This is a genomic window from Kitasatospora sp. NPDC059088 (assembly GCF_042738155.1).
GTDB lineage: Bacteria > Actinomycetota > Actinomycetes > Streptomycetales > Streptomycetaceae > Kitasatospora.
In genome coordinates this window covers 105,510-128,666 of record NZ_JBHYGR010000005.1, presented here as the reverse complement: position 1 = coordinate 128,666, position 23,157 = coordinate 105,510, and the positions used below count along the sequence as shown (strand labels likewise).

Genomic DNA, 23,157 nt, shown 5'->3' with positions numbered 1-23,157 from the left:
CGGCGTGGCTGGGGCAGTGGGCGGGCGCCGGAGGCGGGGGGGGGGGGCCGGGGCGGGCGGGGCGGGGGCGTGGGGGTGGGCCCGCCGGCGGGGCGGGGGGGCGGCCCCCCGGGGTCCTGGTCCTTTTGTCCGACAAAGGTCGATTTGGTGAGGTTTTTCCTTGCCATTCGCCGAGGTCGGCGTTTGGCTGGAAGGCGACTGCGTGACCTCTCCGTACCCCCTCCGGAAGGCTCGACCAGTGTCTGCTCAACCCGCCGCCATCGGTCATGGGACCGCCGACAGTCGCCGCTGGTGGGCGCTGACGGTCATCGCCATCGCCCAGCTCATGATCGTCCTCGACATCACCATCGTGAACATCGCGCTGCCGTCGGCCCAACGGGACCTGGGCATCACCGACGCGAACCGGCAATGGGTGATCACCGCCTACACCCTCGCCTTCGGCGGCCTGCTGCTGCTCGGCGGCCGGCTGGGCGACCTCTTCGGCCGCAAGCGCGTGTTCATCGTCGGCCTGCTGGGCTTCGCCCTCGCCTCCGCCCTCGGCGGCGCGGCGGTCGACCCGGCCATGCTGTTCGGCGCCCGCGCCCTCCAGGGCGCGTTCGGCGCCCTGCTCGCCCCGTCCGCGCTGGGCCTGCTCTCCACCACCTTCTCCGATCCGAAGGAACGCAGTACGGCCTTCGGCATCTTCGGCGCGATCGCCGGTGGCGGCGCCGCGATCGGCTTCATCGCCGGCGGGCTGCTCACCGAGTACCTGGACTGGCGCTGGTGCCTGTTCGTGAACACCCCGATCGCCGTGGTGACCGCCTTCGCGGCCTTCCGGGTGCTCCACCGCGACCACGTCGAGAAGGGCCGCCGGATCAAGCTGGACCTGCCCGGGGCGCTGCTCGGCTGCGGCGGCCTGCTGGCCATCGTGTTCGGCACCTCCGAGGCCGTCACCCGGGGCTGGAGCGACGGTCTGGTGATCGGCTCGCTGCTGCTGGGCGTGGCGCTGCTCGGGGTGTTCGTCCTGGTCGAGAAGCGCTCCGCGCACCCGCTGCTGCCGATCCACATCGTGGCCGAGCGCAACCGCGGCGGCGGCGCCCTCTCGGTGGGCCTGGCCATGGTCGGCATGTTCGGCCTGTTCCTGTTCCTGACCTACTACATGCAGGCCATCAAGCACTTCTCGCCGGTGGTCTCGGGCGTCTCCTTCCTGCCCATGACGGCGGCCATCATCCTGAGCTCGACCGGCGTCGCGGCCCGGCTGATGACCCGGGTGCCGTCCCGGAACCTGATCACCCCCGGGCTGCTGCTGGCCGCGGGCGGCATGGCCTGGCTGACCCAGATGAAGGTGGACAGCCCGTGGGCCGCCATGGTGCTGCCCTCGGTGCTGCTGATCGGCTTCGGCATGGGCCTGGTGTTCATGCCGGCGATGAGCCTGGCCACCCTCGGGGTCGCCCCGCACGAGGCCGGTGCGGCCTCGGCCACCATCAACTCGGCCCAGCAGGTGGGCGGTTCGCTCGGCACGGCGCTGCTGAACACGATCGCCGCCAGCGCCACCGCGACGTACCTGGCCACCCGGATCACGAGCGATCCGCTGGTGCGGGCCCAGGGTGCGGTGCACGGCTACGTGGTCGCGACCTGGGTCGCGATGGGCGTGCTGCTGCTGGCCGCCCTGGTCGCCTTCCTGATGATCGACCACCGGCCGGCGCCCGCCGAGGCGACCGCCGTCCCGGGCGGCGTGGAGGCGGCGGCCGCCGCACCGGCTGCCGTGGACGGCCGGCCGAGCCCGCGCGCCGCGGCGATGGCCGACGTGAAGGCCAACGTGAAGCCGGCGGCGGAGGTCCGCGCGGAGGCGGGGTCCGACCGGCCGCCGGCCGACTGACCGCGGCGGCGCACCGCAACCCCCGCGGCCCCCCCGCCCCCCCCCACCCCCGGGGGGGCGGGGGGGGGCCCGCGGGCGGGGCGGGCCCCCCCCCAGTGTGGTGATAGCAATGAGACGGGCCGCCCCCGCCCCGGGGGCGGGGCGGGCGCGCCCGCCGCCGTGCCGCGAGGTCCACCGCCCTTCGACGTCCACGGTCTTCGACGTCCACCGCCTTCATCGCAGGGCCCGTTCCGGTTACGCTCCTGCTCCGGTGGGCGCTTTTCTCATCGAGCTCCAAGCCGACGGTAACGAGGCTTCCAGGCTGGGGCGCCATAGTCATTGACCGAACGAGGCGCCACCGACCAGGGCAGGGGAGTCAGGAATGGGCCAGCACAGCCGCGAGAGGTCGCGCCGTCACCGTCTGCTCGCCCCCTCGCTGTTCACCGCGCTGGCGGCCCTCGTGGTGGCCGCCGTGCTGGCCGGGACGCACGGGTTCAGCCTGTCCGACGCGACGGCCGCCGGGAAGGTGGCCCGCAGCACCCGGGCCGTCGTCCCGGAGCCGGCCACCGCCACCGCGGCGCCGGCCTCGCCCGGCCCGGCCGCGGACACCACCCCGAGCGCGACCCCGACCCCGACGGACACCCCGACGCCCACCGGGACGCCGACCGCCACGGACACCCCGACGGCCCCCGCCCCGACCACGTCCGCCGCACCCGACGTGCGCAGCGCCGCGCTCGGCAGGACCGCCGCCGCCCCCGCCGACGACCGGGAGTCCTCCACCGTCGGCGCGCTGTTCAGCGGCCCGGTCGGGCCCGGCAACCACTTCTGCACCGCCAGCGTGCTGCACAGCGCCACCGGCAACCTGCTGCTGACCGCCGCGCACTGCGTCAGCAGCCCCGGCGGGGTGACCTTCGCCCCCGGCTACCGGGACGGCTCCGCGCCGTACGGCACCTGGCAGGTGACGGCGGTCCACACGGCGAGCGGCTGGTCCCAGAACGGCGACGTGGACGAGGACTTCGCGATCCTGGAGACCGCCCCCAGCAACGGCCGCAACGTCGAGGACGTGGTCGGCGGCAACAAGCTCGGCACCGACGAGTCCTTCGGCGCGACCGTCCGCCTCTACGGCTACCCGGCCGGCGCCGAGACGCCCAGCCTCTGCACCAACACCACCGCCCAGCAGAGCGCCTACCAGCGGGTGATCGACTGCCCGGCGTACCCGTCCGGCACCAGCGGCGGCCCCTGGATCAACACCGCGACCGGGGACGTGGTCGGCGCGATCGGCGGCTACCAGCAGGGCGGCGACAGCGACGACACCTCGTACAGCGCCTACTTCGACCACACCATCGCGACCCTGTACACCCAGGTCGAGGGCAGCGCCCCCTGACCCGACGGGTCCGGGCCCCTCCCCCCGGGGCCCGGGCCCGTCGGCACCCCGTCCCGGGCGTCCGCGCCCGGACATGACGAAGGCCCAGATCCGTGGATCAACTCCACTGATCTGGGCCTCGATTGCACTTCCTGCGAAGTGCCCCCGGTAGGATTCGAACCTACGCACCCGCCTCCGGAGGGCGGTGCTCTATCCCCTGAGCTACGGGGGCCGGTTGGCCTGTCGGTCACTCGCGCGTTCCGACGGGATGAACACTACCAGGCTTCCAGCAGGGTCCGTGCACGGGTTTCCGGAAAGATCGTCGGGGCGCCGGGCGGCCGCCCGGCGGGCGGAAGTGTCCAAAGGCCGGACGGGGCGGCGGGGCCGCCGATACCCTCGGTGAGGTGTCGGTCGTGTCCGGGCGGGTCCTCGTGGTGGACGACAGCGAGGTGATCCGCCAGCTGATCAGGGTCAACCTGGAGCTCGAGGGCTTCGAGGTGGTGACCGCCGCCGACGGCGCCGAGTGCCTGGAGGTCGTCCGCCGGGTGAAGCCCGATGTGGTGACGCTGGACGTGGTGATGCCTCGGCTGGACGGCCTGCGGACGGCGGCCCGGCTGCGCGCGACCCCGGACACCAGCGGGCTGCCGATCGCGATCGTGAGCGCCTGCACCCCGGCGGACCTCGATCTGGGGGAGGCGGTCGGGGTGGACGGCTACCTCGGCAAGCCCTTCGACCCCGCCGACCTGGTGGCCCTGGTCCGGCGCCTGATGCCGGCCGCGGAACGGCCCGCCGGGTTTCGCCCTGAGCGAACAGGGCGTGCGGATCGCGGCTGACACCCCAGGGGGCGCCGTCCCGCGGCGTCTCAACCGGCAAACCGGGTGGCGGGCGGGTACCCCGTCTCGCCTACGCTTGGCGTCGTGACCCCCGCAGACCTTTCCCAGGCAATCCAGGCCGCAGTGAGCTCCGCCGTCGAGGCGGGCGAGCTGGCCGTCGCCGTGCCCGAGCACGTGACGGTCGAGCGGCCCAAGAACCGGGACCACGGCGACTACGCGACGAACGTGGCCCTCCAGCTCGCCAAGGCGGCCGGCAAGCCGCCGCGAGCCGTTGCCGAGGCCCTGGCCGAGCGCCTGCGAGGGATCACCGGCGTCGCCAAGGTCGACATCGCCGGTCCGGGCTTCCTGAACATCACCCTGGACACCGCCACCGCCGGTGCGCTCGCCCGCACCGTCGTCGAGGCGGGCGAGGCCTACGGCCGCAACGAGGCCCTCAAGGGCCTCAAGATCAACCTGGAGTTCGTCTCCGCCAACCCGACCGGCCCGATCCACATCGGCGGCGTCCGCTGGGCCGCCGTCGGCGACTCGCTGGCGCGCGTGCTGCGGGCCTCCGGCGCCGACGTCACCACCGAGTACTACCTCAACGACGCCGGCGTGCAGATCAGCAAGTTCGCCGCCTCGCTCCAGGCCGCCGCGAACGGCCGCGAGGTGCCCGAGGGCGGCTACGTCGGCGAGTACATCGTCGACATCGCCAAGGCGCTCACCGAGGCGGTCCCGGGCGTGCTCGACCTGCCCGAGGCCGAGCAGCTGGAGGTCTTCCGCACCGAGGGCCTCAAGCTCATGGTCGCCGAGATCAAGCGCTCGATGGACGAGTTCGGCACCCACTTCGACGTGTGGTTCTCGGAGAAGACGCTGCACGACTCGGGCGCCGTCGAGAAGGCCATCGAGCGGCTGCGCGAGCAGGGCCACGTCTTCGACCAGGACGGCGCGGTCTTCCTGCGCACCACCGACTTCGGTGACGACAAGGACCGCGTCCTGATCAAGGCCGACGGCGACAAGACCTACTTCGCCGCCGACGCCGCGTACTACCTGTCCAAGCGGGACCGCGGCGCCGAGGTCGCGCTCTACATGCTGGGCGCCGACCACCACGGCTACGTCAACCGCCTCAAGGCCATCGCGGCCTGCGCGGGCGACGACATGAACCACAACATCGAGGTGAAGATCGGCCAGTTCGTGAAGATGCTTCGCGACGGCGAAGAGGTCCGCATGTCCAAGCGGGCCGGCAACATCATCACGATCGACGACGTGGTCGACTGGATCGGCGTCGACGCCGCCCGCTACACCCTGGCGCGCTCCTCCACGGACTCGACGATCACGCTCGACATCAACATCCTGACCAGCCAGACCAACGAGAACCCGGTCTACTACGTCCAGTACGCCCACACCCGGATGTGCGGTGTCGCCCGCAAGGCGGCCGAGCTGGGCGTGGACAAGGGCACGGCCGAGCAGTTCAAACCCGAGCTGCTCGCCACCGAGTGGGAGTCCGACGTGCTCGGCCACCTCGCCGAGTTCCCGCGCGTGCTGGCCACGGCCGGCGAGCTGCGCGAGCCGCACCGCGTCGCCGTCTACCTGGAGAAGCTCGCGGGCAAGTACCACCGCCTGTACGAGAACTGCATGTTCCTGCCCAAGGGCGACGAGGAGCTCAACGACACGCACCGGGCCCGCCTCTGGCTGGTCGAGGCGACGCGCACCGTGCTCGCCAACGGCCTCACGCTCCTGGGCGTGACGGCGCCCGAGCGGATGTAAGCACCACCCCCAAGCGCACAGCGGGGGCGGCTGACGGTCAACGAGGACCGTCGCCGCCCCTCGCCATAGGTCTCGAAGGACTTTGGACATGAGTCGCTCCGCACACCCCGCAGGCCCCCGTCACGGCGATGTCCTGCCCGAGGGCCACTACCAGGCCCCGCCGGCCGATCTGAACGCGCTCGACCCCAAGGTCTGGTCGCGCACCGTCGCCCGCGACGCCGAGGGCGTGGCCACCGTCGGCGGGATCGACGTCAAGCGGCTGGCGGCCGAGTTCGGCACCCCGGCCTACGTGCTGGACGAGGAGGACTTCCGCAGCCGGGCCCGCGCCTGGCGGGACGCCTTCGGCGCCGACGCGGACGTCTACTACGCCGGCAAGGCCTTCCTCTCCAAGGCGGTCGTGCGCTGGCTGCACGAGGAGGGCCTCAACCTCGACGTGTGCAGCGCCGGGGAGTTGGCGGTGGCGCTGGCCGCCGGGATGCCGGCGGAGCGGATCGCGCTGCACGGCAACAACAAGTCGGTGGACGAGCTGGAGCACGCCGTGAAGACCGGCGTCGGGCACATCGTGGTCGACTCCTACGAGGAGATCGAGCGGCTGGCCGCGATCGCCGCCCGCCAGGGCGTGCGCCAGCAGGTGCTGATCCGGATCACCGTCGGCGTCGAGGCGCACACCCACGAGTTCATCGCCACGGCACACGAGGACCAGAAGTTCGGCCTGTCCCTCACCGGGGGAGCGGCCGCCGAGGCGGTGCGCCGGGTGCTCGGCCACGACAGCCTGGAGCTGCGCGGCATCCACTCGCACATCGGCTCGCAGATCTTCGATATGGCGGGCTTCGAGGTCGCCGCCCGCCGGGTGGTCGGCCTGCTGGCCGGGATCCGCGACGAGCACGGCGTCGAGCTGCCCGAGATCGACCTGGGCGGCGGCCTGGGCATCGCCTACACCAGCGAGGACGACCCGCGCGAGCCGGCCGAGATCGCCGCCGCGCTGGCCGAGATCGTCCGCCGGGAGTGCGCCGCCGCCGACCTGAACGCCCCCCGGCTGAGCGTGGAGCCGGGCCGGGCGATCGTCGGCCCGACGGCGTTCACGCTGTACGAGGTCGGCACGGTCAAGCCGCTGGAGGGCCTGCGCACCTACGTCAGCGTGGACGGCGGGATGTCCGACAACATCCGCACCGCGCTGTACGACGCCGAGTACTCGGTGGCGCTGGTGTCGCGCACCAGCGACGCCGAGCCGATGCTGGTGCGGGTGGTCGGAAAGCACTGCGAGTCCGGCGACATCGTCGTCCGGGACGCCTTCCTGCCGTCCGACCTGGCCGCGGGCGACCTGATCGCGGTGCCCGCCACCGGCGCCTACTGCCGCTCGATGGCGAGCAACTACAACCACGCCCTCAGGCCTCCGGTGCTCGCCGTCAAGGACGGCGCGGCCCGGGTGATCGTCCGGCGCGAGACGGAGGAGGATCTCCTGCGCCTGGATATCGGATGACGAAATTCTCGTCTCAGATCATGGAACGACCGTAGATCCGTGCGGAAAGTCCCCGAGACTGGTACGGACCGAAGTGACCGGCGGCCCCTGAAAACCGCCGGAAATACCGAAGCACGAAGAATGCAGAGCGGAGTCGGATGATGCGTACGCGCCCGCTGAAGGTGGCGTTGCTGGGTTGTGGTGTGGTGGGCTCCGAGGTGGCGCGCATCATGACGACGACGGCCGACGACCTCGCCGCTCGCATCGGTGCCCCGGTCGAGCTCGCCGGGATCGCGGTCCGCCGGGCCGGCCGGGTGCGCCCCGGGGTGCCCGAGCACCTGATCACCACCGACGCCGAGGCCCTGGTGGGCCGCGGCGACATCGACGTCGTGGTCGAGGTGGTGGGCGGCATCGAGCCGTCCAAATCGCTGATCCTGTCCGCCTTCGCGAAGGGCGCCTCGGTGGTCAGCGCCAACAAGGCGCTGCTCGCCAAGGACGGCACCGAGCTGCACGCGGCGGCCGCCGCGGCCGGCGTGGACCTGTACTACGAGGCCGCGGTGGCGGGCGCGATCCCGCTGCTGCGCCCGCTGCGCGAGTCCCTCGCGGGGGACAAGGTCAACCGGGTGCTGGGCATCGTCAACGGCACCACCAACTTCATCCTCGACAAGATGGACACCACCGGCGCCGGCTACTCGGAGGCGCTGGAGGAGGCCACCGCGCTCGGCTACGCCGAGGCGGACCCGACGGCCGACGTCGAGGGCTTCGACGCCGCCGCCAAGGCCGCCATCCTGGCCGGGATCGCGTTCCACACCGAGGTCACCGCGGCGGACGTCTACCGCGAGGGCATCACCGAGGTGACCGCCGCCGACATCGCCTCCGCCAAGGCGATGGGCTGCGTGGTCAAGCTGCTGGCGATCTGCGAGCGGGCCGCCGACGGCGCGTCCGTCACCGCGCGGGTCCACCCGGCGATGATCCCGCTCTCGCACCCGCTGGCGTCCGTCCGCGAGGCGTACAACGCGGTGTTCGTCGAGGCCGAGGCGGCCGGCCGGCTGATGTTCTACGGCCCGGGCGCGGGCGGCTCGCCGACCGCCTCCGCGGTGCTCGGCGACCTGGTCGCGGTCTGCCGCAACAAGCTGGCCGGGTCCACCGGTCCCGGTGACTCCGTGTACACGCAGCTGCCCGCCAAGCCGATGGACGAGGTGGTCACCCGCTACCACGTCAGCCTGGACGTGGACGACCGGGCGGGCGTGCTCGCCCAGGTCGCGTCCGTCTTCGCCGAGCACGGCGTCTCCATCGACACCGTGCGCCAGCAGGGCCGCGACGGCGACGCCTCGCTCGTCGTGGTCACCCACCGTGCCACCGACGCCGCGCTGTCGGCGACGGTCGACAAGCTCCGCGCGCTGGACAGCGTGCGGGACGTGGCCAGCATCATGCGGGTCGAAGGGGAATAAGGAACCAGCCATGAACGCCGTTGCCGAGAACGTCGTCCGAGGCGCGCACACCCACCAGTGGCGCGGCCTGATCGAGGAGTACCGGGACCGCCTGCCGGTCACCGCGGCCACCCCGGTGGTCACCCTGCTGGAGGGCGGCACGCCCCTGGTACCGGCCCAGGTGCTCTCCGAGCGCACCGGCTGCGAGGTCTACCTCAAGGTCGAGGGCGCCAACCCGACCGGTTCCTTCAAGGACCGCGGGATGACGATGGCCATCTCCAAGGCCAAGGAGGAGGGCGCCCAGGCCGTCATCTGCGCCTCCACCGGCAACACCTCGGCCTCCGCCGCCGCCTACGCGGTGCGGGCCGGGATGGTCTCCGCCGTGCTCGTCCCGCAGGGCAAGATCGCCCTGGGCAAGATGGGCCAGGCGCTGGTGCACGGCGCCAAGATCCTCCAGGTCGACGGGAACTTCGACGACTGCCTGACGCTCGCCCGTGAACTGTCCGAGAAGTACCCGGTGGCGCTGGTCAACTCGGTGAACCCGGTGCGGATCGAGGGCCAGAAGACGGCGGCCTTCGAGATCGTCGACATGCTCGGCGACGCCCCGGACATCCACGTCCTGCCGGTCGGCAACGCGGGCAACATCACCGCCTACTGGAAGGGCTACCGGGAGTACGCCGCCGACGGGATGGCCGCCCGCACCCCGCGGATGTGGGGCTTCCAGGCCGCCGGCTCGGCCCCGATCGTGGACGGCGCGCCCGTCCTCAAGCCGCAGACCATCGCCACCGCGATCCGGATCGGCAACCCGGCCTCCTGGGACTTCGCGCTCGCCGCGCGGGACGAGTCCGGCGGCCTCATCGACAAGGTGACGGATCGTCAGATCCTCGCCGCCTACCGGCTGTTGGCCGCGCAGGAGGGCGTCTTCGTGGAGCCCGCCTCGGCCGCCTCGGTGGCCGGCCTGCTGGCCAAGGCGGAGGCCGGCCTGGTCGACCCGGGCCAGCGGATCGTCTGCACGGTGACCGGCAACGGCCTCAAGGACCCGGACTGGGCGGTGGCCGGCGCGCCGCAGCCGCAGGTCGTCCCGGTCGACCCGGAGGCCGCGGCCCAGCGGCTCGGACTGCTGGACTGACGGCGGGGCCTGACAGTTCGACGGGCCGACCCTTTCGGGGGTCGGCCCGTCACAGTTCTCCGGTGACACTTTTGTGTCAATTCCGCTGCGCATTCCGATCCGATTCCACCCCACTCCCTGACCGCGGGGGGTGCGCATTCCGGCCAGAACCGGCAACACACCAGATCGAAGGCCCACGGGGTGTACCACTGGGGAACCTCTCTTCGATACTCTGGGACCGGCCGTGTGGCACATGCCCCGGGCCCGTCCTGGTACGGGCCGCGCCGACGACAGCGACCGCCAGGCCCGAGAGGCCGCGGCCCTTTCCCCACCTCGCACCGACGACGCGCTCCGCGCCGCCCGATTTCCCCAGGAGAGTCCACCGCATGGCCGGTCCTGCGTTCCGTGCCGCCGCCGTCCGGGTCCGGGTTCCCGCGACCAGCGCCAACCTCGGCCCGGGCTTCGATGCCTTCGGGCTCGCGCTGGGCCTGTACGACGACGTCGTCGTCCGGGTCTCCGACTCCGGCCTCTCCGTCGACATCGCCGGCGAGGGCGCGCAGACGCTGCCGCGGGACGAGCGCCACCTGCTGGTCCGCTCGATGCGGGCCGCCTTCGACCGGCTCGGCGGCCAGCCGCGCGGCCTCGAAGTGGTCTGTGCCAACCGGATACCGCACGGCCGTGGCCTGGGCTCCTCCTCGGCCGCCATCTGCGCCGGGATCGTGGCCGCCCGCGCCGTCACCATCGGCGGCCCGTCCGCGCTGGACGACGACGCGCTGCTGGCCCTCGCCTCCGAGCTGGAGGGCCACCCGGACAACGTCGCGGCCTGCCTGCGCGGCAACTTCACCATCGCCTGGACCGACGAGGAGTCGGCCAAGGCGGTCGCCCTGGAGCCCTCCGCGCAGGTCGTCCCGGTGGTGTTCGTGCCGGCCGGCGAGGTGCTCACCGAGACCGCCCGCGGCCTGCTGCCCAAGACCGTCCCGCTGGCCGACGCCGCCGTCAACGCGGGCCGCTCCGGCCTGCTGGTGGAGGCCCTGACCAGGCGCCCCGAACTGCTCCTCGCCGCCACCGAGGACCGGCTGCACCAGGACTACCGCTCCTCCGCCATGCCGGACAGCGCCGCGCTGGTCGGCGCGCTGCGCGCGGAGGGCGTCCCCGCGGTCATCTCCGGGGCCGGCCCGACCGTGCTGGCGCTCACCGACGAGGCGGGCGTCGACAAGGTGCTCTCCTTCGCCGGGCACCACGGCCACGGCGGCGACCCGGCGTTCGCCGCGCACCGGCTCGACGTCGACCGCACCGGGGCCACCGTGCTCCCACTGGGCGTCTGAGCTGCCGGTTCGGCCCGGTGCAGAGCCGGGCCGTCCGGACACGATTGGCAAGCTCGAGGTCGGGGAATGTCTGAGGGGGTCGGTAGTGTTAACCTCATTGCTGCACCAGGTGCCCTCCGGGGCTAGGTGCGCCGCGTCCCGATCCCAGCGTTCCACTGCCGTGGAACCGCCGCGAGGTCCGGGGCGACGATTCTCCGGGAGCCCACCGCAGCGCGTACGCAGCCTGCCTGCGCGACAAGCGGTCGCATCCCGAAGCCGTGACGGCACCTGACTCCCACCCGCGGCCTCCCACTAGGGGCCAGGACGGGCGGAGCGCGGGCCACCGTCACGCGACGGGGGCCCGGGATTCGCAGGCAGCGTGGGCGCAACGCCCTCTGGGGAGGTCGACACACGACCGGCCCACGCGCCACCTCAGCACCACCGTGCTTCACGCACCGCACCTCGCAGCTCTCCCTCGACGGGCTCCCGCCATTCGAGGGATCACCGCCTCGGACCGACGCAGTCGAGCGTTGGTCAGGACAGCACAACCGGTCGCCGAGCCAGACAGGCCGACGTCCGCTCCAGGGAAGGACCCTTAGTGAGCGACTCCACCGATCTGATGGGCGCGCGCCCGGACGCCGAAGCGTCGGACGCGACCGCCGCCCCCGCTGCCCCGGCTCGCCGCCGCCGCAGTGCCGCCGCTGGCCTGGACGGCATGGTCCTCGCCGAGCTGCAGAAGCTCGCCGCGGACCTGGGCATCACCGGTACCGGACGCATGCGCAAGAGCCAGCTGATCGAGACCATCAAGGAGAAGAGCGGCGGGGACCCGCTGCTCGCCGCCGGTGGCGCCCCGGCCGCCAAGCGCACCGCCGCCAAGGCGGACGCCGAGGCCCCGGCCGAGAAGCCGGCCCGCCGCACCAAGGCCGCCGCAGCCGCTGCCGCGGCCCCGGCCGCCGAGCCGCAGGCCCAGATCGAGATCCCGGTCCAGGCCGCCGCCGAGACCGCCGCGCCGGCCCGTGCCGAGCGCACCCGCCGCCGCGCCACCTCGGCCGCCGGCGCCCCGACCGCGCCCGTCGCGGCCGCGGAGGCCGTCGCCGAGGCCGCCACCGTCGCCGTGGCCGAGCCCAAGCAGGCCGACCGTCCGGCCGAGACCCGCGCCTTCGAGGGCCGCGAGGAGGGTCGCGAGACCCGTCGCGACCGCCGCGAGCGCCGTGACCGCCGGGACGGCGGCGAGCGCACCGAGCGTACGGAGCGCACCGAGCGCACCGAGCGTCAGGACGCCGGCGAGGCCCAGGCCGGGCAGGACGCCGACGGCCGCGAGTCGCGTCGCGACCGCCGCAACCGCCGCGAGCGCACCGACCGCCAGGGCCAGCAGGGCCAGCAGCAGGCCCAGGGCGACGGCCAGCAGCGCCGCGAGGGCGGCCAGGGCCAGCAGGCCCAGCAGCCGCAGGTCCAGCAGGGCGGCTACGACGACGACGAGTTCGGCGACGGCCGTCGCGGCCGTCGGGGCCGTTACCGCGACCGTCGGGGCCGTCGCGGCCGTGACGGCTTCGAGGCCGGTCCGGCGGTCGACACGCAGATCGGCGACGACGACGTCCTGATCCCGGTCGCGGGCATCCTCGACATCCTCGACAACTACGCCTTCGTGCGCACCTCCGGCTACCTGCCGGGCCAGAACGACGTCTACGTCTCGCTCGCCCAGGTCCGCAAGAACGGCCTGCGCAAGGGTGACGCCATCACCGGTGCCGTGCGCCAGCCGCGCGAGGGCGAGCGCCGCGAGAAGTTCAACGCCATGGTGCGGCTGGACTCCGTCAACGGCATGGACCCGGAGACCGGCCGCGGCCGCCCCGAGTTCAACAAGCTCACCCCGCTGTACCCGCAGGAGCGGCTGCGCCTGGAGACCGACCCGGGCGTGCTGACCACCCGGATCATCGACCTGGTGTCGCCGATCGGCAAGGGCCAGCGCGGTCTGATCGTCGCGCCGCCGAAGACCGGCAAGACCATGGTGCTCCAGGCGGTCGCCAACGCGATCACCCACAACAACCCCGAGTGCCACCTGATGGTCGTCCTGGTCGACGAGCGTCCGGAAGAGGTCACCGACATGCAGCGGTCGGTCAAGGGCGAGGTCATCTCCTCGACCTTCGACCGCCCGGCCGAGGACCACACCACCGTCGCCGAGCTGGCCATCGAGCGCGCCAAGCGCCTGGTCGAGCTGGGCCACGACGTGGTCATCCTGCTGGACTCGATCACCCGCCTGGGCCGCGCCTACAACCTGGCGGCGCCGGCCTCCGGCCGCATCCTGTCCGGTGGTGTCGACTCGACCGCGCTGTACCCGCCGAAGAAGTTCTTCGGTGCCGCGCGCAACATCGAGAACGGCGGCTCGCTGACCATCCTGGCCACCGCGCTGGTCGAGACCGGTTCGCGGATGGACGAGGTGATCTTCGAGGAGTTCAAGGGCACCGGCAACATGGAGCTCAAGCTCGACCGGAAGCTCTCGGACAAGCGCATCTTCCCGGCCGTCGACGTGGACGCCTCCAGCACCCGCAAGGAGGAGATCCTGCTCGGCAGCGAGGAGCTGGCCATCGTCTGGAAGCTGCGCCGGGTGCTGCACGCGCTCGACTCGCAGCAGGCGATCGAGCTGCTCCTGGACAAGATGAAGCAGACCAAGAGCAACGCCGAGTTCCTGATGCAGATCGCCAAGACCACCCCCGGTTCGGGCGACTGACCGTAGGCGGACTCCGCTGCAGCACGGAACCCCGGATCGCGCGAGCGGTCCGGGGTTCCGTGCGTTCAGGGCCGCTTTGTTCCAGAGTTGGGACAGCTTGGGACTATTTGATCTTCTTGTCCGATTTACTCTGGACCGTATGGCCGAGCACAAGAGGGTCCCGAGTCGCCGCCGCAAGGTCCTGCGGTGGTCCGCCTGCGCGGTCGCCGCGCTCGTCGTCGCCGGCGGCGGCGCGGGGGCGTACGCGTACCTGAAGCTCAACGGCAACATCAAGAGCGTCGACATCGACTCCCGCCTCGGCGAGGCGCGGCCCCCGGCCGCCACCGACGGCTCCTTCAACATCCTGGTGCTGGGCTCCGACTCGCGGGTCGGCGAGAACGGCGACCTGGCCGGCGGGGACACCGGCGACTCCGCCCGGTCCGACACCGCGATGGTGGTCCACGTCTACCAGGACCACTCCAGGGCCTCGATCGTCTCGATCCCGCGCGACACCCTGGTCGACCGCCCGCAGTGCACCGACGGCGCCGGCAAGGCCGTCCCGGCGGCCAAGCGCGCGATGTACAACAGCGCCTTCGAGGCGGGCGGCGCGACCTGCGCCGTCAAGACCACCGAGCAGCTCACCGGGCTGCGGATGGACCACTACCTCCAGGTGGACTTCGCCGGCTTCGCCCGGGTCGTGGACGCGATAGGCGGGGCCACCGTGACCACCACGGTGGCCATCCACGACAAGGACAGCGGGCTCGACCTGCCGGCCGGCGAGCACCACCTGGACGGGCAGCAGGCGCTGGCCTTCGTGCGCACCCGGCACGGCGTCGGCGACGGCAGCGACCTCGGCCGGATCGAGCTGCAGAAGCAGATGGTCAAGTCGCTGCTCCAGCAGGCCGGCGGGATCGGACTGTTCTCCAACCCGGTCAAGCTGTGGTCGATCGGCGACACCATGACCAAGAGCGTCACCACCGACTCCGCGCTCGGTTCGGTGAACTCCCTGGTCGGGCTGGTGCAGGAGCTCAAGGGGATCGGGCCGGACCAGCTGTCCATGGTCACCCTGCCGGTGGTGACCGCGCCCAGCGACCCCAACCGGGTGGTCGAGCAGCAGCCGCAGGCCGGGAACGTCTGGGCGGCGCTCAAGGCCGACCAGCCCCTCCCGCAGGCGGTCGTCTCGGCCCAGCCGGAGAACCCCGCCCAGGCGGCCCCCACGGCCCCGGCGGCGGGCGCCGCCGGGCCGTCCGTGAAGTCGTCCGTGCAGCCCACCGCGAAGGCCTCCGCCGTCCGCTGAGCCGCCGGCCCGCGCGCCTGCGCCACCCTCCGGGAGGCCGGTGCGAAGCGTCCGGAATGTCCCCCGGAATAAGCCGCGGCGGGCCCCGGTTTGGGAAGATGCGGCCGGTCCTGGCAGACTGGTCCGTCGGTCCCGGTTCACGTGCGGCACTCCAGTCGCCGACCCGGTGCCCTCCCGAAAACTAGGAGAACCCCTTGAAGCCCAACGTTCACCCGGAGTACGTGGTCACCAACGTGACCTGCACCTGCGGCGCCGAGTTCACCACCCGCTCGACCGAGACCAGTGGCGTGATCCGCGCCGAGGTCTGCTCGCAGTGCCACCCGTTCTACACCGGCAAGCAGAAGATCCTCGACACCGGCGGCCGCGTGGCCCGCTTCGAGGCCCGCTTCGGCAAGCAGCACAGCGCGAAGGCCTAGCGCTCCCTCGGCGCCGGTTCCCGGTGCCCCCGTACTCGTTGTCGGGGGCGCTGGGGGCCGGCGCCGTTCGCGTCCCAGCGCGTACCGCACAGCTCCGCCCCGTTCCGCCCTCCGCACGATCCGAGTCACCGGGAAGAAGGCCACCCCATGTTCGAGGCAGTCGAAGAGCTCCTCGTCGAGCACGCCGACCTCGAAACGAGGCTGGCCGACCCGTCCGTCCACGCGGACCAGAACAACGCCCGCAAGCTGGCCAAGCGGTACGCCGAGCTGACCCCGATCACCCGGGTCTACCGGCAGTGGAAGCAGGCCGGCGAGGACATCGAGGCCGCGCGCGAACTCGCCGCCGAGGAGCCGGAGTTCCTCTCCGAGGTGAAGGAGTCCGAGGCGCGCCGCGACGAGCTGACCGAGGAACTGCGGCTGCTGCTCGTCCCGCGCGACCCGAGCGACGACAAGGACGTCATCCTGGAGATCAAGGCGGGTGAGGGCGGCGAGGAGTCCGCGCTGTTCGCCGGCGACCTGCTCCGGATGTACCTGCGCTACGCCGAGCGGATCGGCTGGAAGACCGAGATCATCGACTCCAACGAGTCCGACCTCGGCGGCTACAAGGACGTCTCGGTCGCCGTGAAGACCAAGGGCAACAGCGAGCCCGGCCAGGGCGTCTGGGCCCGGTTGAAGTACGAGGGCGGCGTGCACCGCGTGCAGCGCGTCCCCGCCACCGAGTCGCAGGGCCGCATCCACACCTCCGCGGCGGGCGTGCTGGTCACCCCCGAGGCGGAGGAGGTCGAGGTCGAGATCGTCGCGAACGACCTGCGGATCGACGTCTACCGCTCCTCCGGCCCCGGCGGCCAGTCGGTCAACACCACCGACTCGGCGGTCCGGATCACCCACCTGCCGACCGGTATCGTGGCGTCCTGCCAGAACGAGAAGAGCCAGCTGCAGAACAAGGAGCAGGCGATGCGCATCCTGCGTTCGCGGCTGCTGGCCGCCGCGCAGGAGGAGGCCGAGCGGGAGGCCTCGGACGCGCGTCGCAGCCAGGTCCGCACGGTGGACCGCTCCGAGCGGATCCGGACGTACAACTACCCGGAGAACCGCATCTCGGACCACCGCACGGGGTTCAAGTCGTACAACCTGGACCAGGTCCTGGACGGCGACCTGAACGCCGTGATCCAGTCCTGTGTCGACAAGGACGCGGCGGCCAAGCTCGCCGCGGCCCAAGAGAACTGAGACCGGCGCGCCCCGGCCCGACGCAAGACCGGAGCCGGAGCGCAGAAACATGAGGTCGTACGGATGAACCTGCTGCTCGCCGAGGTGGCCCAGGCCACCCAGCGGTTGGCCGCGGCCGGCGTGCCGTCGCCGCGCTTCGACGCGGAGGAACTCGCCGCCTACGTCCACAACGTCAAGCGCAGCCAGCTGCACACCGTGCAGGACGCCGACTTCGACGCCCGCTACTGGGAGGCGGTCTCGCGCCGCGAGGCCCGCGAGCCGCTGCAGCACATCACCGGGCGGGCGTTCTTCCGCTACCTCGAACTGGCGGTCGGCCCCGGGGTGTTCGTGCCCCGGCCGGAGACCGAGACGGTCGTCGAGTGGGCCATAGACGCCGTGCGCGACATGGACGTCGCCGAGCCGCTGGTGGTCGACCTGTGCTCCGGCTCCGGCGCCATCGCGCTCGCCCTGGCCCAGGAGCTGCCGCGCTCGACCGTGCACGCCTTCGAGCTGGACGAGGGGGCGCTGGAGTACACCCGGCGCAACATCGAGGCCAGCCCGGACCGCGCCCGGGTCACCCTGCACGCCGGTGACGCCACCAAGGCCTTCGAGGACGACCGCTCCTGGGACGGCCGCTTCGACCTGGTGATCTCCAACCCGCCGTACATCCCGCTCACCGAGTGGGAGTACGTCGCGCCGGAGGCCCGCGACCACGACCCGCAGATGTCCCTGTTCTCCGGCGAGGACGGCCTGGACACCATCCGCGGCATCGAGCGGGTGGCCGCCCGGCTGCTGCGCCCGGGCGGCGCGGTGGTGATCGAGCACGCCGACCAGCAGGGCGGCCAGGTGCCGTGGATCTTCAACGAGGAACGCGGGTGGACGGACACCGCCGACCACCGCGACCTGAACAACCGACCGCGCTTCACAACCGCCCGAAGGGTCGGGTTGTGAACGATCGAGCACAGCACAACCGCCCGAAGGGTCGGGTTGTGAACGATCGAGCACAGCACGACCGCCCGCAGGGCCGCGCTGTGAAGCTCGCCGTGAACGTCATGAGCCTTTCCGGAAGGGGACCGCACCGATGAGCCGCCGCTACGACTGTGCCGACGCCGGGGACCGCGCCACCGGCCTGCGGGAGGCCGCATCGGCCATCCGCCGCGGCGAACTCGTCGTGCTGCCCACCGACACCCTGTACGGGGTCGGTGCGGACGCCTTCTCCCCGGAGGCCGTCGGCGAGCTGCTGGCCGCCAAGGGCCGTGGCCGCAACATGCCCTCGCCCGTCCTGGTCGGCTCGCCGACCACCCTGCACGGCCTGGTCACCGACTTCTCCGAGCAGGCCTGGGAACTGGTCGACGCGTTCTGGCCCGGCGGCCTCACCCTGGTCGCCAAGCACCAGCCCTCGCTGCGCTGGGACCTCGGCGAGACCCGCGGCACCGTCGCGGTCCGGATGCCGTTGCACCCGGTCGCCATCGAGCTGCTGAACAGCACGGGCCCGCTCGCGGTCTCCAGCGCCAACAAGACCGGCGGCCCGTCCCCGGCGACCTGTGACGAGGCGCAGGCCCAGCTGGGCGACGCGATCTCGGTCTACCTGGACGGCGGCAGGGCCGACCACGCCACCGCCTCGTCCATCGTCGACGTGACCGGCAAGGTGCCCGTGCTCCTGCGGGCCGGGGCGATCAGCATCGAGCAGCTGAGGGAGGTCGTCCCCGACCTGGAGGCCGGAAGTTGACACCCACCGCCTCGCTCCATGACGGGCCCGGCATAGCGCCGTACCTGAGCGTGGGTCCCAGGCCGCTGGACCACTTCCGGATCCTGTTCGTCTGTACGGGGAACATCTGCCGCTCGCCGATAGCCGAGCGGCTCACCCGGCGTGAGCTGGACACCCGGCTGAGTCCCCGGGTGGCCGGGCGGATCCTGGTGGAGAGCGCCGGCACCTGGGGCCACGTGGGGGCGCCGATGGAGGACCACGCGGCGACCGTGCTCGACGAGTACGGCGCCGACAGCGGTGGCTTCACCGGCCGGGAGCTGCTGGACGAGCACGTGGTCGAGGCCGACCTGGTGCTGACCGCGACCCTGGACCACCGCGCCCAGGTGATCTCGATGGGCCACGAGGCGGGCCTGCGCACCTTCACGATGAAGGAGTTCACCCGGCTGGTCCGGACGATCGACCCGGGCACCCTGCCCGACCCGCGCCGCGGCGCCGACGTCACCGAGCGGGCCCGCGCCCTGGTGCGGGCCGCCGCCGCGCTGCGCGGCTGGCTGCTGGCCGCGACCCCGGAGTCCGACGAGGTGGACGACCCGTACGGCGCTCCGATCGGCATGTTCCGCAACTGCGGCGAGGAGATATTCCACGCGGTCGACCCGGTGGTCACCGCGCTGACGGGCGTGCCCGCGCCGCGCTGACGCGCCCGAGCGAGCCGCGCGAGCGAGCCGAAGGGCCGCGCCGGTGCCGAAAGGGAGAAGCGAGGAGGCCCCGAGATGGGGGTACCCCCGGCCGAAGGCTGGGGGAGAGGGACATTGGAGCGCCGACCGTCGGCACCGGGTGAGAGCGGCCCGGAGGCGAGCCGAGCGCCAGACAAACAGAGCGAGCCGAGCGCCGGACAACGGGCCCGAACGGCCCCTTCTCGGCGGGCCGTACGGGGGCGGCGGTCCTACGCTGGGGGCACCGTCCCTGCCGCGCCCGGGAGCCCTGCCATGACCGTCACCGATGCCGCGACCGGCCCGACCACGACGACGGGGCGCCCGTGGGCGTCCGAGGCGCTGCACCGGGCGGATCCGCAGATCGCCGACCTGCTGGCCGCCGAGTCCGAGCGGCGCGCCGAAACGATCCAGCTGCTGGCGGGGGAGAACCTCACCTCGCCCGCCGTGCTGGCGGCGCTGACCGGGCCGCTGATCGACAAGTACGCCGAGGGCTACCCCGGCCGCCGGCACCACACCGGCTGCGCGCTGGCGGACGCCGCGGAGCTGCTGGCGATCGACCGGGCCCGCGCGCTGTTCGCCGCGCCGCACGCCAACGTCCAGCCCCGCTCGGCGACTTCGGCGATGCTCGCGGCCTACGCGGCGCTGCTGCGGCCCGGTGACGGGGTGCTGGCGATGTCGCTGGAGCACGGCGGCCACCTCAGCTGCGGCTCGCGGGCCAACTTCTCCGGCCGCTGGTTCGAGTTCACCGGCTACGGCGTGCGCGCGGACGACGGCCTGATCGACCTCGACCAGGTGCGCGAGCTGGCCCGGCGGCACCGCCCGAAGGCCGTCGTGGCGGGCTCGATCTCCCACCCCCGGCACCCGGACTGGGCGGCCTTCCGGGAGATCGCCGACGAGGTGGACGCCTATCTGATCGCCTCCGTCGCGCAGACCACCGGCCTGGTCGCGGCCGGTGTGGCGCCCTCCCCGGTGCCGTACGCGGACGTCACGGTGGCCGCCACCCACAAGCTGCTGCGCGGCCCGCGCGGCGGTCTGCTGCTGTCCACCGCGGAGCTGGCCGAGCGGATCGACCGGGCGGTGTTCCCGTTCAGCCAGGGCGGCGCGGCGATGAACGAGGTGGCCGGCAAGGCGGTTGCCCTCGCGGAGGCCGGGACGCCCGCCTACCGGGCGTACGCCCAGCGGGCGGTGTCCGGGGCGCAGGCGCTCGCCAGGGGGCTCGCAGAGGCCGGAATGCGCCCTCTGACGGGCGGTACCGACACCCACCTGGTGACCGCCGACGTCAGCCCGCTCGGCGTGACCGGCGCGGAGGCCGAACGGCGCTGCGCGGCGGCCGGGTTGCTGCTCGGCAAGTGCGCACTGCCGTACGACCCGGCGCCGGCCGCCGACACCTCCGGGATCAGGCTGGGCACGGGCACCGTGACCAGCCAGGGGATGGGGGAGGCGGAGCTGACCGCGATCGCCGCCCTGATCGCCCGGCTGCTCGCCGGGGAGGCCCCGGGGCCGGTCGCGGCGCGGGTCCGGGAGCTGGCGGCGGCCTTCGCCGGGGGAGTCTGAGGCCCGCGGGTCCACAGGTATTCGGATCTCCTACCCGGGAGAGCGAACCGCGATGCACGTCCCGGGCGTCCGACTCAATAAGGTGTGTGCCGTGGCGACGCACCTCGAACCCCGGGAAGGCAGGGGAGTACCTTCGGTACCTCCCCGTTCGACAGTGATGCAGGAGGCCAGTGGTGCGTGAGTATCTGCTGGTGCTGTTCTGCACCGCCGCCGTCACCTACCTGTTGACCGGTCCGGTCCGGAAGTTCGCCATCGCGGCGGGCGCGATGCCCCCGGTCCGCGCCCGCGACGTGCACCGCGAGCCCACTCCGCGGCTCGGCGGCATCGCGATGTTCGGCGGACTGTGCGCGGGCATCCTGGTCGCCTCCCAGCTGGACAACCTGAGCAAGGTGTTCAACGGGGGCAGTGACATCCGCGCGCTGCTGTCCGGCGCCGGGATCATGTTCCTGCTGGGGGTGCTGGACGACAAGTGGGGCGTGGACGCCCTGGTCAAGCTGGGCGGCCAGATGATCGCCGCCGGCGTGATGGTCTGGCAGGGCGTCACGGTGATCAGCCTCCCGGTGCCCGGCGTCGGTTCGGTCGCGGTGAGCCCGACCCAGGGCATGGTCATCTCGGTCACCCTGGTCGTCGTCATGGTCAACGCGGTGAACTTCATCGACGGGCTGGACGGCCTGGCGGGCGGCATGGTCTGCATCGCCGCGATGGCCTTCTTCCTGTACAGCTACCGGCTCTGGTACGGCTACACGATCTCCGACGCGGCCCCCGCCGTGCTGTTCAGCGTGCTGCTGATCGGCATGTGCCTGGGCTTCCTGGCGCACAACATGCACCCCGCGCGGATCTTCATGGGCGACTCCGGCTCGATGATGCTCGGCCTGATGCTGGCCGTCGCCGCGATCTCGATCACCGGCCGGGTCGACCCGGACCTGATCAACAGCGAGACCGGTTCGCAGACCGCCACCGTGCACACCCTGGTGCCGATCTACATCCCGCTGCTGCTGCCGCTGACGGTCATCGCGCTGCCGCTGGCCGACCTGCTGCTCGCGGTGGTGCGCCGCACCTGGGCCGGCCAGTCCCCGTTCGCCGCCGACAAGCGCCACCTGCACCACCGGCTGCTCCAGGTCGGGCACTCGCACAGCCGGGCCGTGCTGATCATGTACTTCTGGGCCGCGCTGATCGCCTTCGGCACGGTCGCCTTCTCGGTGACCAAGACCGGCCGCACGGTGGTGCTGACCCTCGCCGGGCTCTGCCTGGTCGGCCTGGTGGTCCTGCTGACGCCGCGGTTCCGGCCGCGGGCGCCCCGGGCGGTGCAGTCCTTCGTCCCGCCGCGGTACCGGCGGCGCTCGTCGTCCGCCCCGATGGCCGAACTGTCGGCGAAGGACAAGCAACTTCTGGGTGAAGCGGGCCACGGGTCCTCCGCGTCCGCCGACCACCACAAGGCCACCGGCCGCCGGTGACACCGAAGTTGACGATCCGTCAAATGGGCTCACCCGTACGGCGGATTCGTTGCGCCATCGGTGTGACAGGAGCCACACATTCATGGTAAAGCTCTCATCAAATAGTTTGTGATACCGTTCACGAGTACCGAGAACGCGCCGAAAGACCTGACAGGTGGAGGACTTCCGTCCCTGGTCGGTCTCCTTCGACGGATCCGCCGCTCACCGCGGGCGGTCCGGCGGCGGCCACTCGGTCCGGTGTCACCCGCCACCATCTGTGCCCGTCCCCCGCCACATCGACATGCCGCCGGAGCTGCCGACATGCCGTCCCCCGACGCCCGGGTCCTCCGAGGCGCCGCGATTCCCACTGCGGTCGCCGGGATCATCGCCATGGCGATCTCCTTCGCCGTCGCCGGTGGGAAGGGCCTGCTCGGCGCCCTCTTCGGCGCCCTGCTCGTCCTGGCCTTCTTCAGCTCCGGCCAGATCGCGCTCGACCGGCTGACCAGGTCGAACCCGCAGATCATGATGGCCGCGGCGCTGCTGGTGTACACCACCCAGATCCTGCTGGTCGGCATCGTCCTGGCGGTCTTCAAGGACACCGACCTCTTCAACCGGCAGACCTTCGCGTTCACGCTGATCGGCTGCGTGCTGATCTTCACCGGCTTCCAGGTGCGCGGCGCACTCAAGGCCAAGATGTTCTACGTCGACCCTCACGCCTCGGAAAGCAAGGGTGACAAGCCCTCCGACAAGGGTCGTCAACAGTGACGAGGCCCGACTGTCCCCCCAACGAGGGGGGCGGTGTTTATGCCGCACTGACGGGCTGCTATCGTCCGTCGCAACAACGGAGTACGGGAAGAGGCCTGGTCTGTCCGGATCGCGGACTGATCGCCCCCCGGACCCGCGCAGTCTTCGATGATCCCGCAGCAGCGCAGCGCGCCGTCGTGCGGGGTCGGCGAGATACCCATCAAGTTCCAGTGCCGCTCCGTGGTCGCAGGCCACGCCGACACACCGAGGTTGCCGTAACCATGCGTCACGACGAAGGAGTCCGT

General features: G+C 72.3%; 18 protein-coding genes and 1 tRNA gene. 18 read left to right on the top strand and 1 reads right to left on the bottom strand.

Annotation, left to right across the window (positions count from 1 at the left end):
* Nucleotides 1-238: 238 nt before the first annotated feature.
* Nucleotides 239-1,858 (top strand): MFS transporter, encoded by a 1,620-nt coding sequence (locus ACFWXO_RS04180; protein ID WP_380522030.1) that lies wholly within the window; start codon nucleotides 239-241, stop codon nucleotides 1,856-1,858.
* A 361-nt stretch (nucleotides 1,859-2,219) separates the two neighbouring features.
* The gene (locus tag ACFWXO_RS04175) at nucleotides 2,220-3,221 is read left to right on the top strand and encodes a trypsin-like serine peptidase (RefSeq protein WP_375893000.1); all 1,002 of its coding nucleotides are present in this window, start codon (nucleotides 2,220-2,222) and stop codon (nucleotides 3,219-3,221) included.
* A 139-nt stretch (nucleotides 3,222-3,360) separates the two neighbouring features.
* On the opposite strand, the gene ACFWXO_RS04170 is transcribed toward ACFWXO_RS04175, so the two are convergent.
* A tRNA-Arg gene (locus tag ACFWXO_RS04170) sits at nucleotides 3,361-3,432 on the bottom strand.
* 181 nt (nucleotides 3,433-3,613) lie between these two features.
* Between ACFWXO_RS04170 and ACFWXO_RS04165 the strand changes: the two genes are divergently transcribed.
* From ACFWXO_RS04165 to ACFWXO_RS04090, 16 genes are all read left to right on the top strand, one after another.
* Nucleotides 3,614-4,033 carry a response regulator gene (locus tag ACFWXO_RS04165; protein WP_375893040.1) on the top strand — a complete coding sequence of 140 codons (420 nt, stop codon included), beginning with the start codon at nucleotides 3,614-3,616 and terminating at the stop codon, nucleotides 4,031-4,033.
* 84 nt (nucleotides 4,034-4,117) lie between these two features.
* Nucleotides 4,118-5,779, top strand: a complete 1,662-nt coding sequence (argS, locus tag ACFWXO_RS04160; RefSeq protein WP_380522028.1) for an arginine--tRNA ligase — start codon at nucleotides 4,118-4,120, stop codon at nucleotides 5,777-5,779.
* Between the two features lie 88 nt (nucleotides 5,780-5,867).
* Nucleotides 5,868-7,259 carry a diaminopimelate decarboxylase gene (lysA, locus tag ACFWXO_RS04155; RefSeq protein ID WP_375892997.1) on the top strand — a complete coding sequence of 464 codons (1,392 nt, stop codon included), beginning with the start codon at nucleotides 5,868-5,870 and terminating at the stop codon, nucleotides 7,257-7,259.
* 137 nt (nucleotides 7,260-7,396) lie between these two features.
* Nucleotides 7,397-8,689: a homoserine dehydrogenase gene (locus ACFWXO_RS04150; protein WP_380522025.1), complete on the top strand. Its 1,293-nt coding sequence runs from the start codon at nucleotides 7,397-7,399 to the stop codon at nucleotides 8,687-8,689.
* A 10-nt stretch (nucleotides 8,690-8,699) separates the two neighbouring features.
* Complete coding sequence (gene thrC / locus ACFWXO_RS04145; protein WP_375892994.1) at nucleotides 8,700-9,797, top strand: threonine synthase; 1,098 nt, start codon at nucleotides 8,700-8,702, stop codon at nucleotides 9,795-9,797.
* A 365-nt stretch (nucleotides 9,798-10,162) separates the two neighbouring features.
* The gene (gene thrB / locus ACFWXO_RS04140; RefSeq protein WP_375892992.1) at nucleotides 10,163-11,101 is read left to right on the top strand and encodes a homoserine kinase; all 939 of its coding nucleotides are present in this window, start codon (nucleotides 10,163-10,165) and stop codon (nucleotides 11,099-11,101) included.
* Between the two features lie 577 nt (nucleotides 11,102-11,678).
* On the top strand, nucleotides 11,679-13,805 hold the full coding sequence (gene rho / locus ACFWXO_RS04135) for a transcription termination factor Rho (RefSeq protein WP_375892990.1): 2,127 nt from the start codon (nucleotides 11,679-11,681) through the stop codon (nucleotides 13,803-13,805).
* Between the two features lie 139 nt (nucleotides 13,806-13,944).
* Nucleotides 13,945-15,081: an LCP family protein gene (locus tag ACFWXO_RS04130; protein WP_380522022.1), complete on the top strand. Its 1,137-nt coding sequence runs from the start codon at nucleotides 13,945-13,947 to the stop codon at nucleotides 15,079-15,081.
* A gap of 194 nt (nucleotides 15,082-15,275) precedes the next feature.
* Nucleotides 15,276-15,497, top strand: coding sequence for a 50S ribosomal protein L31 (rpmE, locus tag ACFWXO_RS04125; RefSeq protein WP_327680707.1), 222 nt, complete (start codon nucleotides 15,276-15,278; stop codon nucleotides 15,495-15,497).
* Between the two features lie 147 nt (nucleotides 15,498-15,644).
* Nucleotides 15,645-16,721, top strand: coding sequence for a peptide chain release factor 1 (prfA, locus tag ACFWXO_RS04120; protein ID WP_375892986.1), 1,077 nt, complete (start codon nucleotides 15,645-15,647; stop codon nucleotides 16,719-16,721).
* A 63-nt stretch (nucleotides 16,722-16,784) separates the two neighbouring features.
* The gene (gene prmC, locus ACFWXO_RS04115; RefSeq protein WP_375892984.1) at nucleotides 16,785-17,651 is read left to right on the top strand and encodes a peptide chain release factor N(5)-glutamine methyltransferase; all 867 of its coding nucleotides are present in this window, start codon (nucleotides 16,785-16,787) and stop codon (nucleotides 17,649-17,651) included.
* Nucleotides 17,652-17,781: 130 nt separating this feature from the next.
* Nucleotides 17,782-18,429, top strand: coding sequence for an L-threonylcarbamoyladenylate synthase (locus ACFWXO_RS04110; protein ID WP_375892982.1), 648 nt, complete (start codon nucleotides 17,782-17,784; stop codon nucleotides 18,427-18,429).
* 32 nt (nucleotides 18,430-18,461) lie between these two features.
* Nucleotides 18,462-19,103 carry a protein-tyrosine-phosphatase gene (locus tag ACFWXO_RS04105; RefSeq protein WP_360233710.1) on the top strand — a complete coding sequence of 214 codons (642 nt, stop codon included), beginning with the start codon at nucleotides 18,462-18,464 and terminating at the stop codon, nucleotides 19,101-19,103.
* Between the two features lie 291 nt (nucleotides 19,104-19,394).
* Nucleotides 19,395-20,675, top strand: a complete 1,281-nt coding sequence (gene glyA, locus ACFWXO_RS04100; RefSeq protein ID WP_380522015.1) for a serine hydroxymethyltransferase — start codon at nucleotides 19,395-19,397, stop codon at nucleotides 20,673-20,675.
* Between the two features lie 173 nt (nucleotides 20,676-20,848).
* Nucleotides 20,849-22,129, top strand: coding sequence for an MraY family glycosyltransferase (locus tag ACFWXO_RS04095; protein ID WP_375892979.1), 1,281 nt, complete (start codon nucleotides 20,849-20,851; stop codon nucleotides 22,127-22,129).
* A 300-nt stretch (nucleotides 22,130-22,429) separates the two neighbouring features.
* Entirely contained in the window at nucleotides 22,430-22,873 is a 444-nt protein-coding gene (locus ACFWXO_RS04090; protein WP_375892977.1) for a hypothetical protein, read from the top strand.
* Nucleotides 22,874-23,157 lie beyond the last annotated feature (284 nt).

Bases quoted from the DNA above. Each gene is read 5' to 3' on its own strand.
- glyA (WP_380522015.1), top strand. From the start codon at position 19,395: ATGACCGTCACCGATGCCGCGACCGGCCCGACCACGACGACGGGGCGC.
- lysA (WP_375892997.1), top strand. From the start codon at position 5,868: ATGAGTCGCTCCGCACACCCCGCAGGCCCCCGTCACGGCGATGTCCTG.
- prfA (WP_375892986.1), top strand. From the start codon at position 15,645: ATGTTCGAGGCAGTCGAAGAGCTCCTCGTCGAGCACGCCGACCTCGAA.
- ACFWXO_RS04150 (WP_380522025.1), top strand. From the start codon at position 7,397: ATGATGCGTACGCGCCCGCTGAAGGTGGCGTTGCTGGGTTGTGGTGTG.
- ACFWXO_RS04110 (WP_375892982.1), top strand. From the start codon at position 17,782: ATGAGCCGCCGCTACGACTGTGCCGACGCCGGGGACCGCGCCACCGGC.
- thrC (WP_375892994.1), top strand. From the start codon at position 8,700: ATGAACGCCGTTGCCGAGAACGTCGTCCGAGGCGCGCACACCCACCAG.
- ACFWXO_RS04090 (WP_375892977.1), top strand. From the start codon at position 22,430: ATGCCGTCCCCCGACGCCCGGGTCCTCCGAGGCGCCGCGATTCCCACT.
- thrB (WP_375892992.1), top strand. From the start codon at position 10,163: ATGGCCGGTCCTGCGTTCCGTGCCGCCGCCGTCCGGGTCCGGGTTCCC.
- ACFWXO_RS04130 (WP_380522022.1), top strand. From the start codon at position 13,945: ATGGCCGAGCACAAGAGGGTCCCGAGTCGCCGCCGCAAGGTCCTGCGG.
- prmC (WP_375892984.1), top strand. From the start codon at position 16,785: ATGAACCTGCTGCTCGCCGAGGTGGCCCAGGCCACCCAGCGGTTGGCC.
- ACFWXO_RS04175 (WP_375893000.1), top strand. From the start codon at position 2,220: ATGGGCCAGCACAGCCGCGAGAGGTCGCGCCGTCACCGTCTGCTCGCC.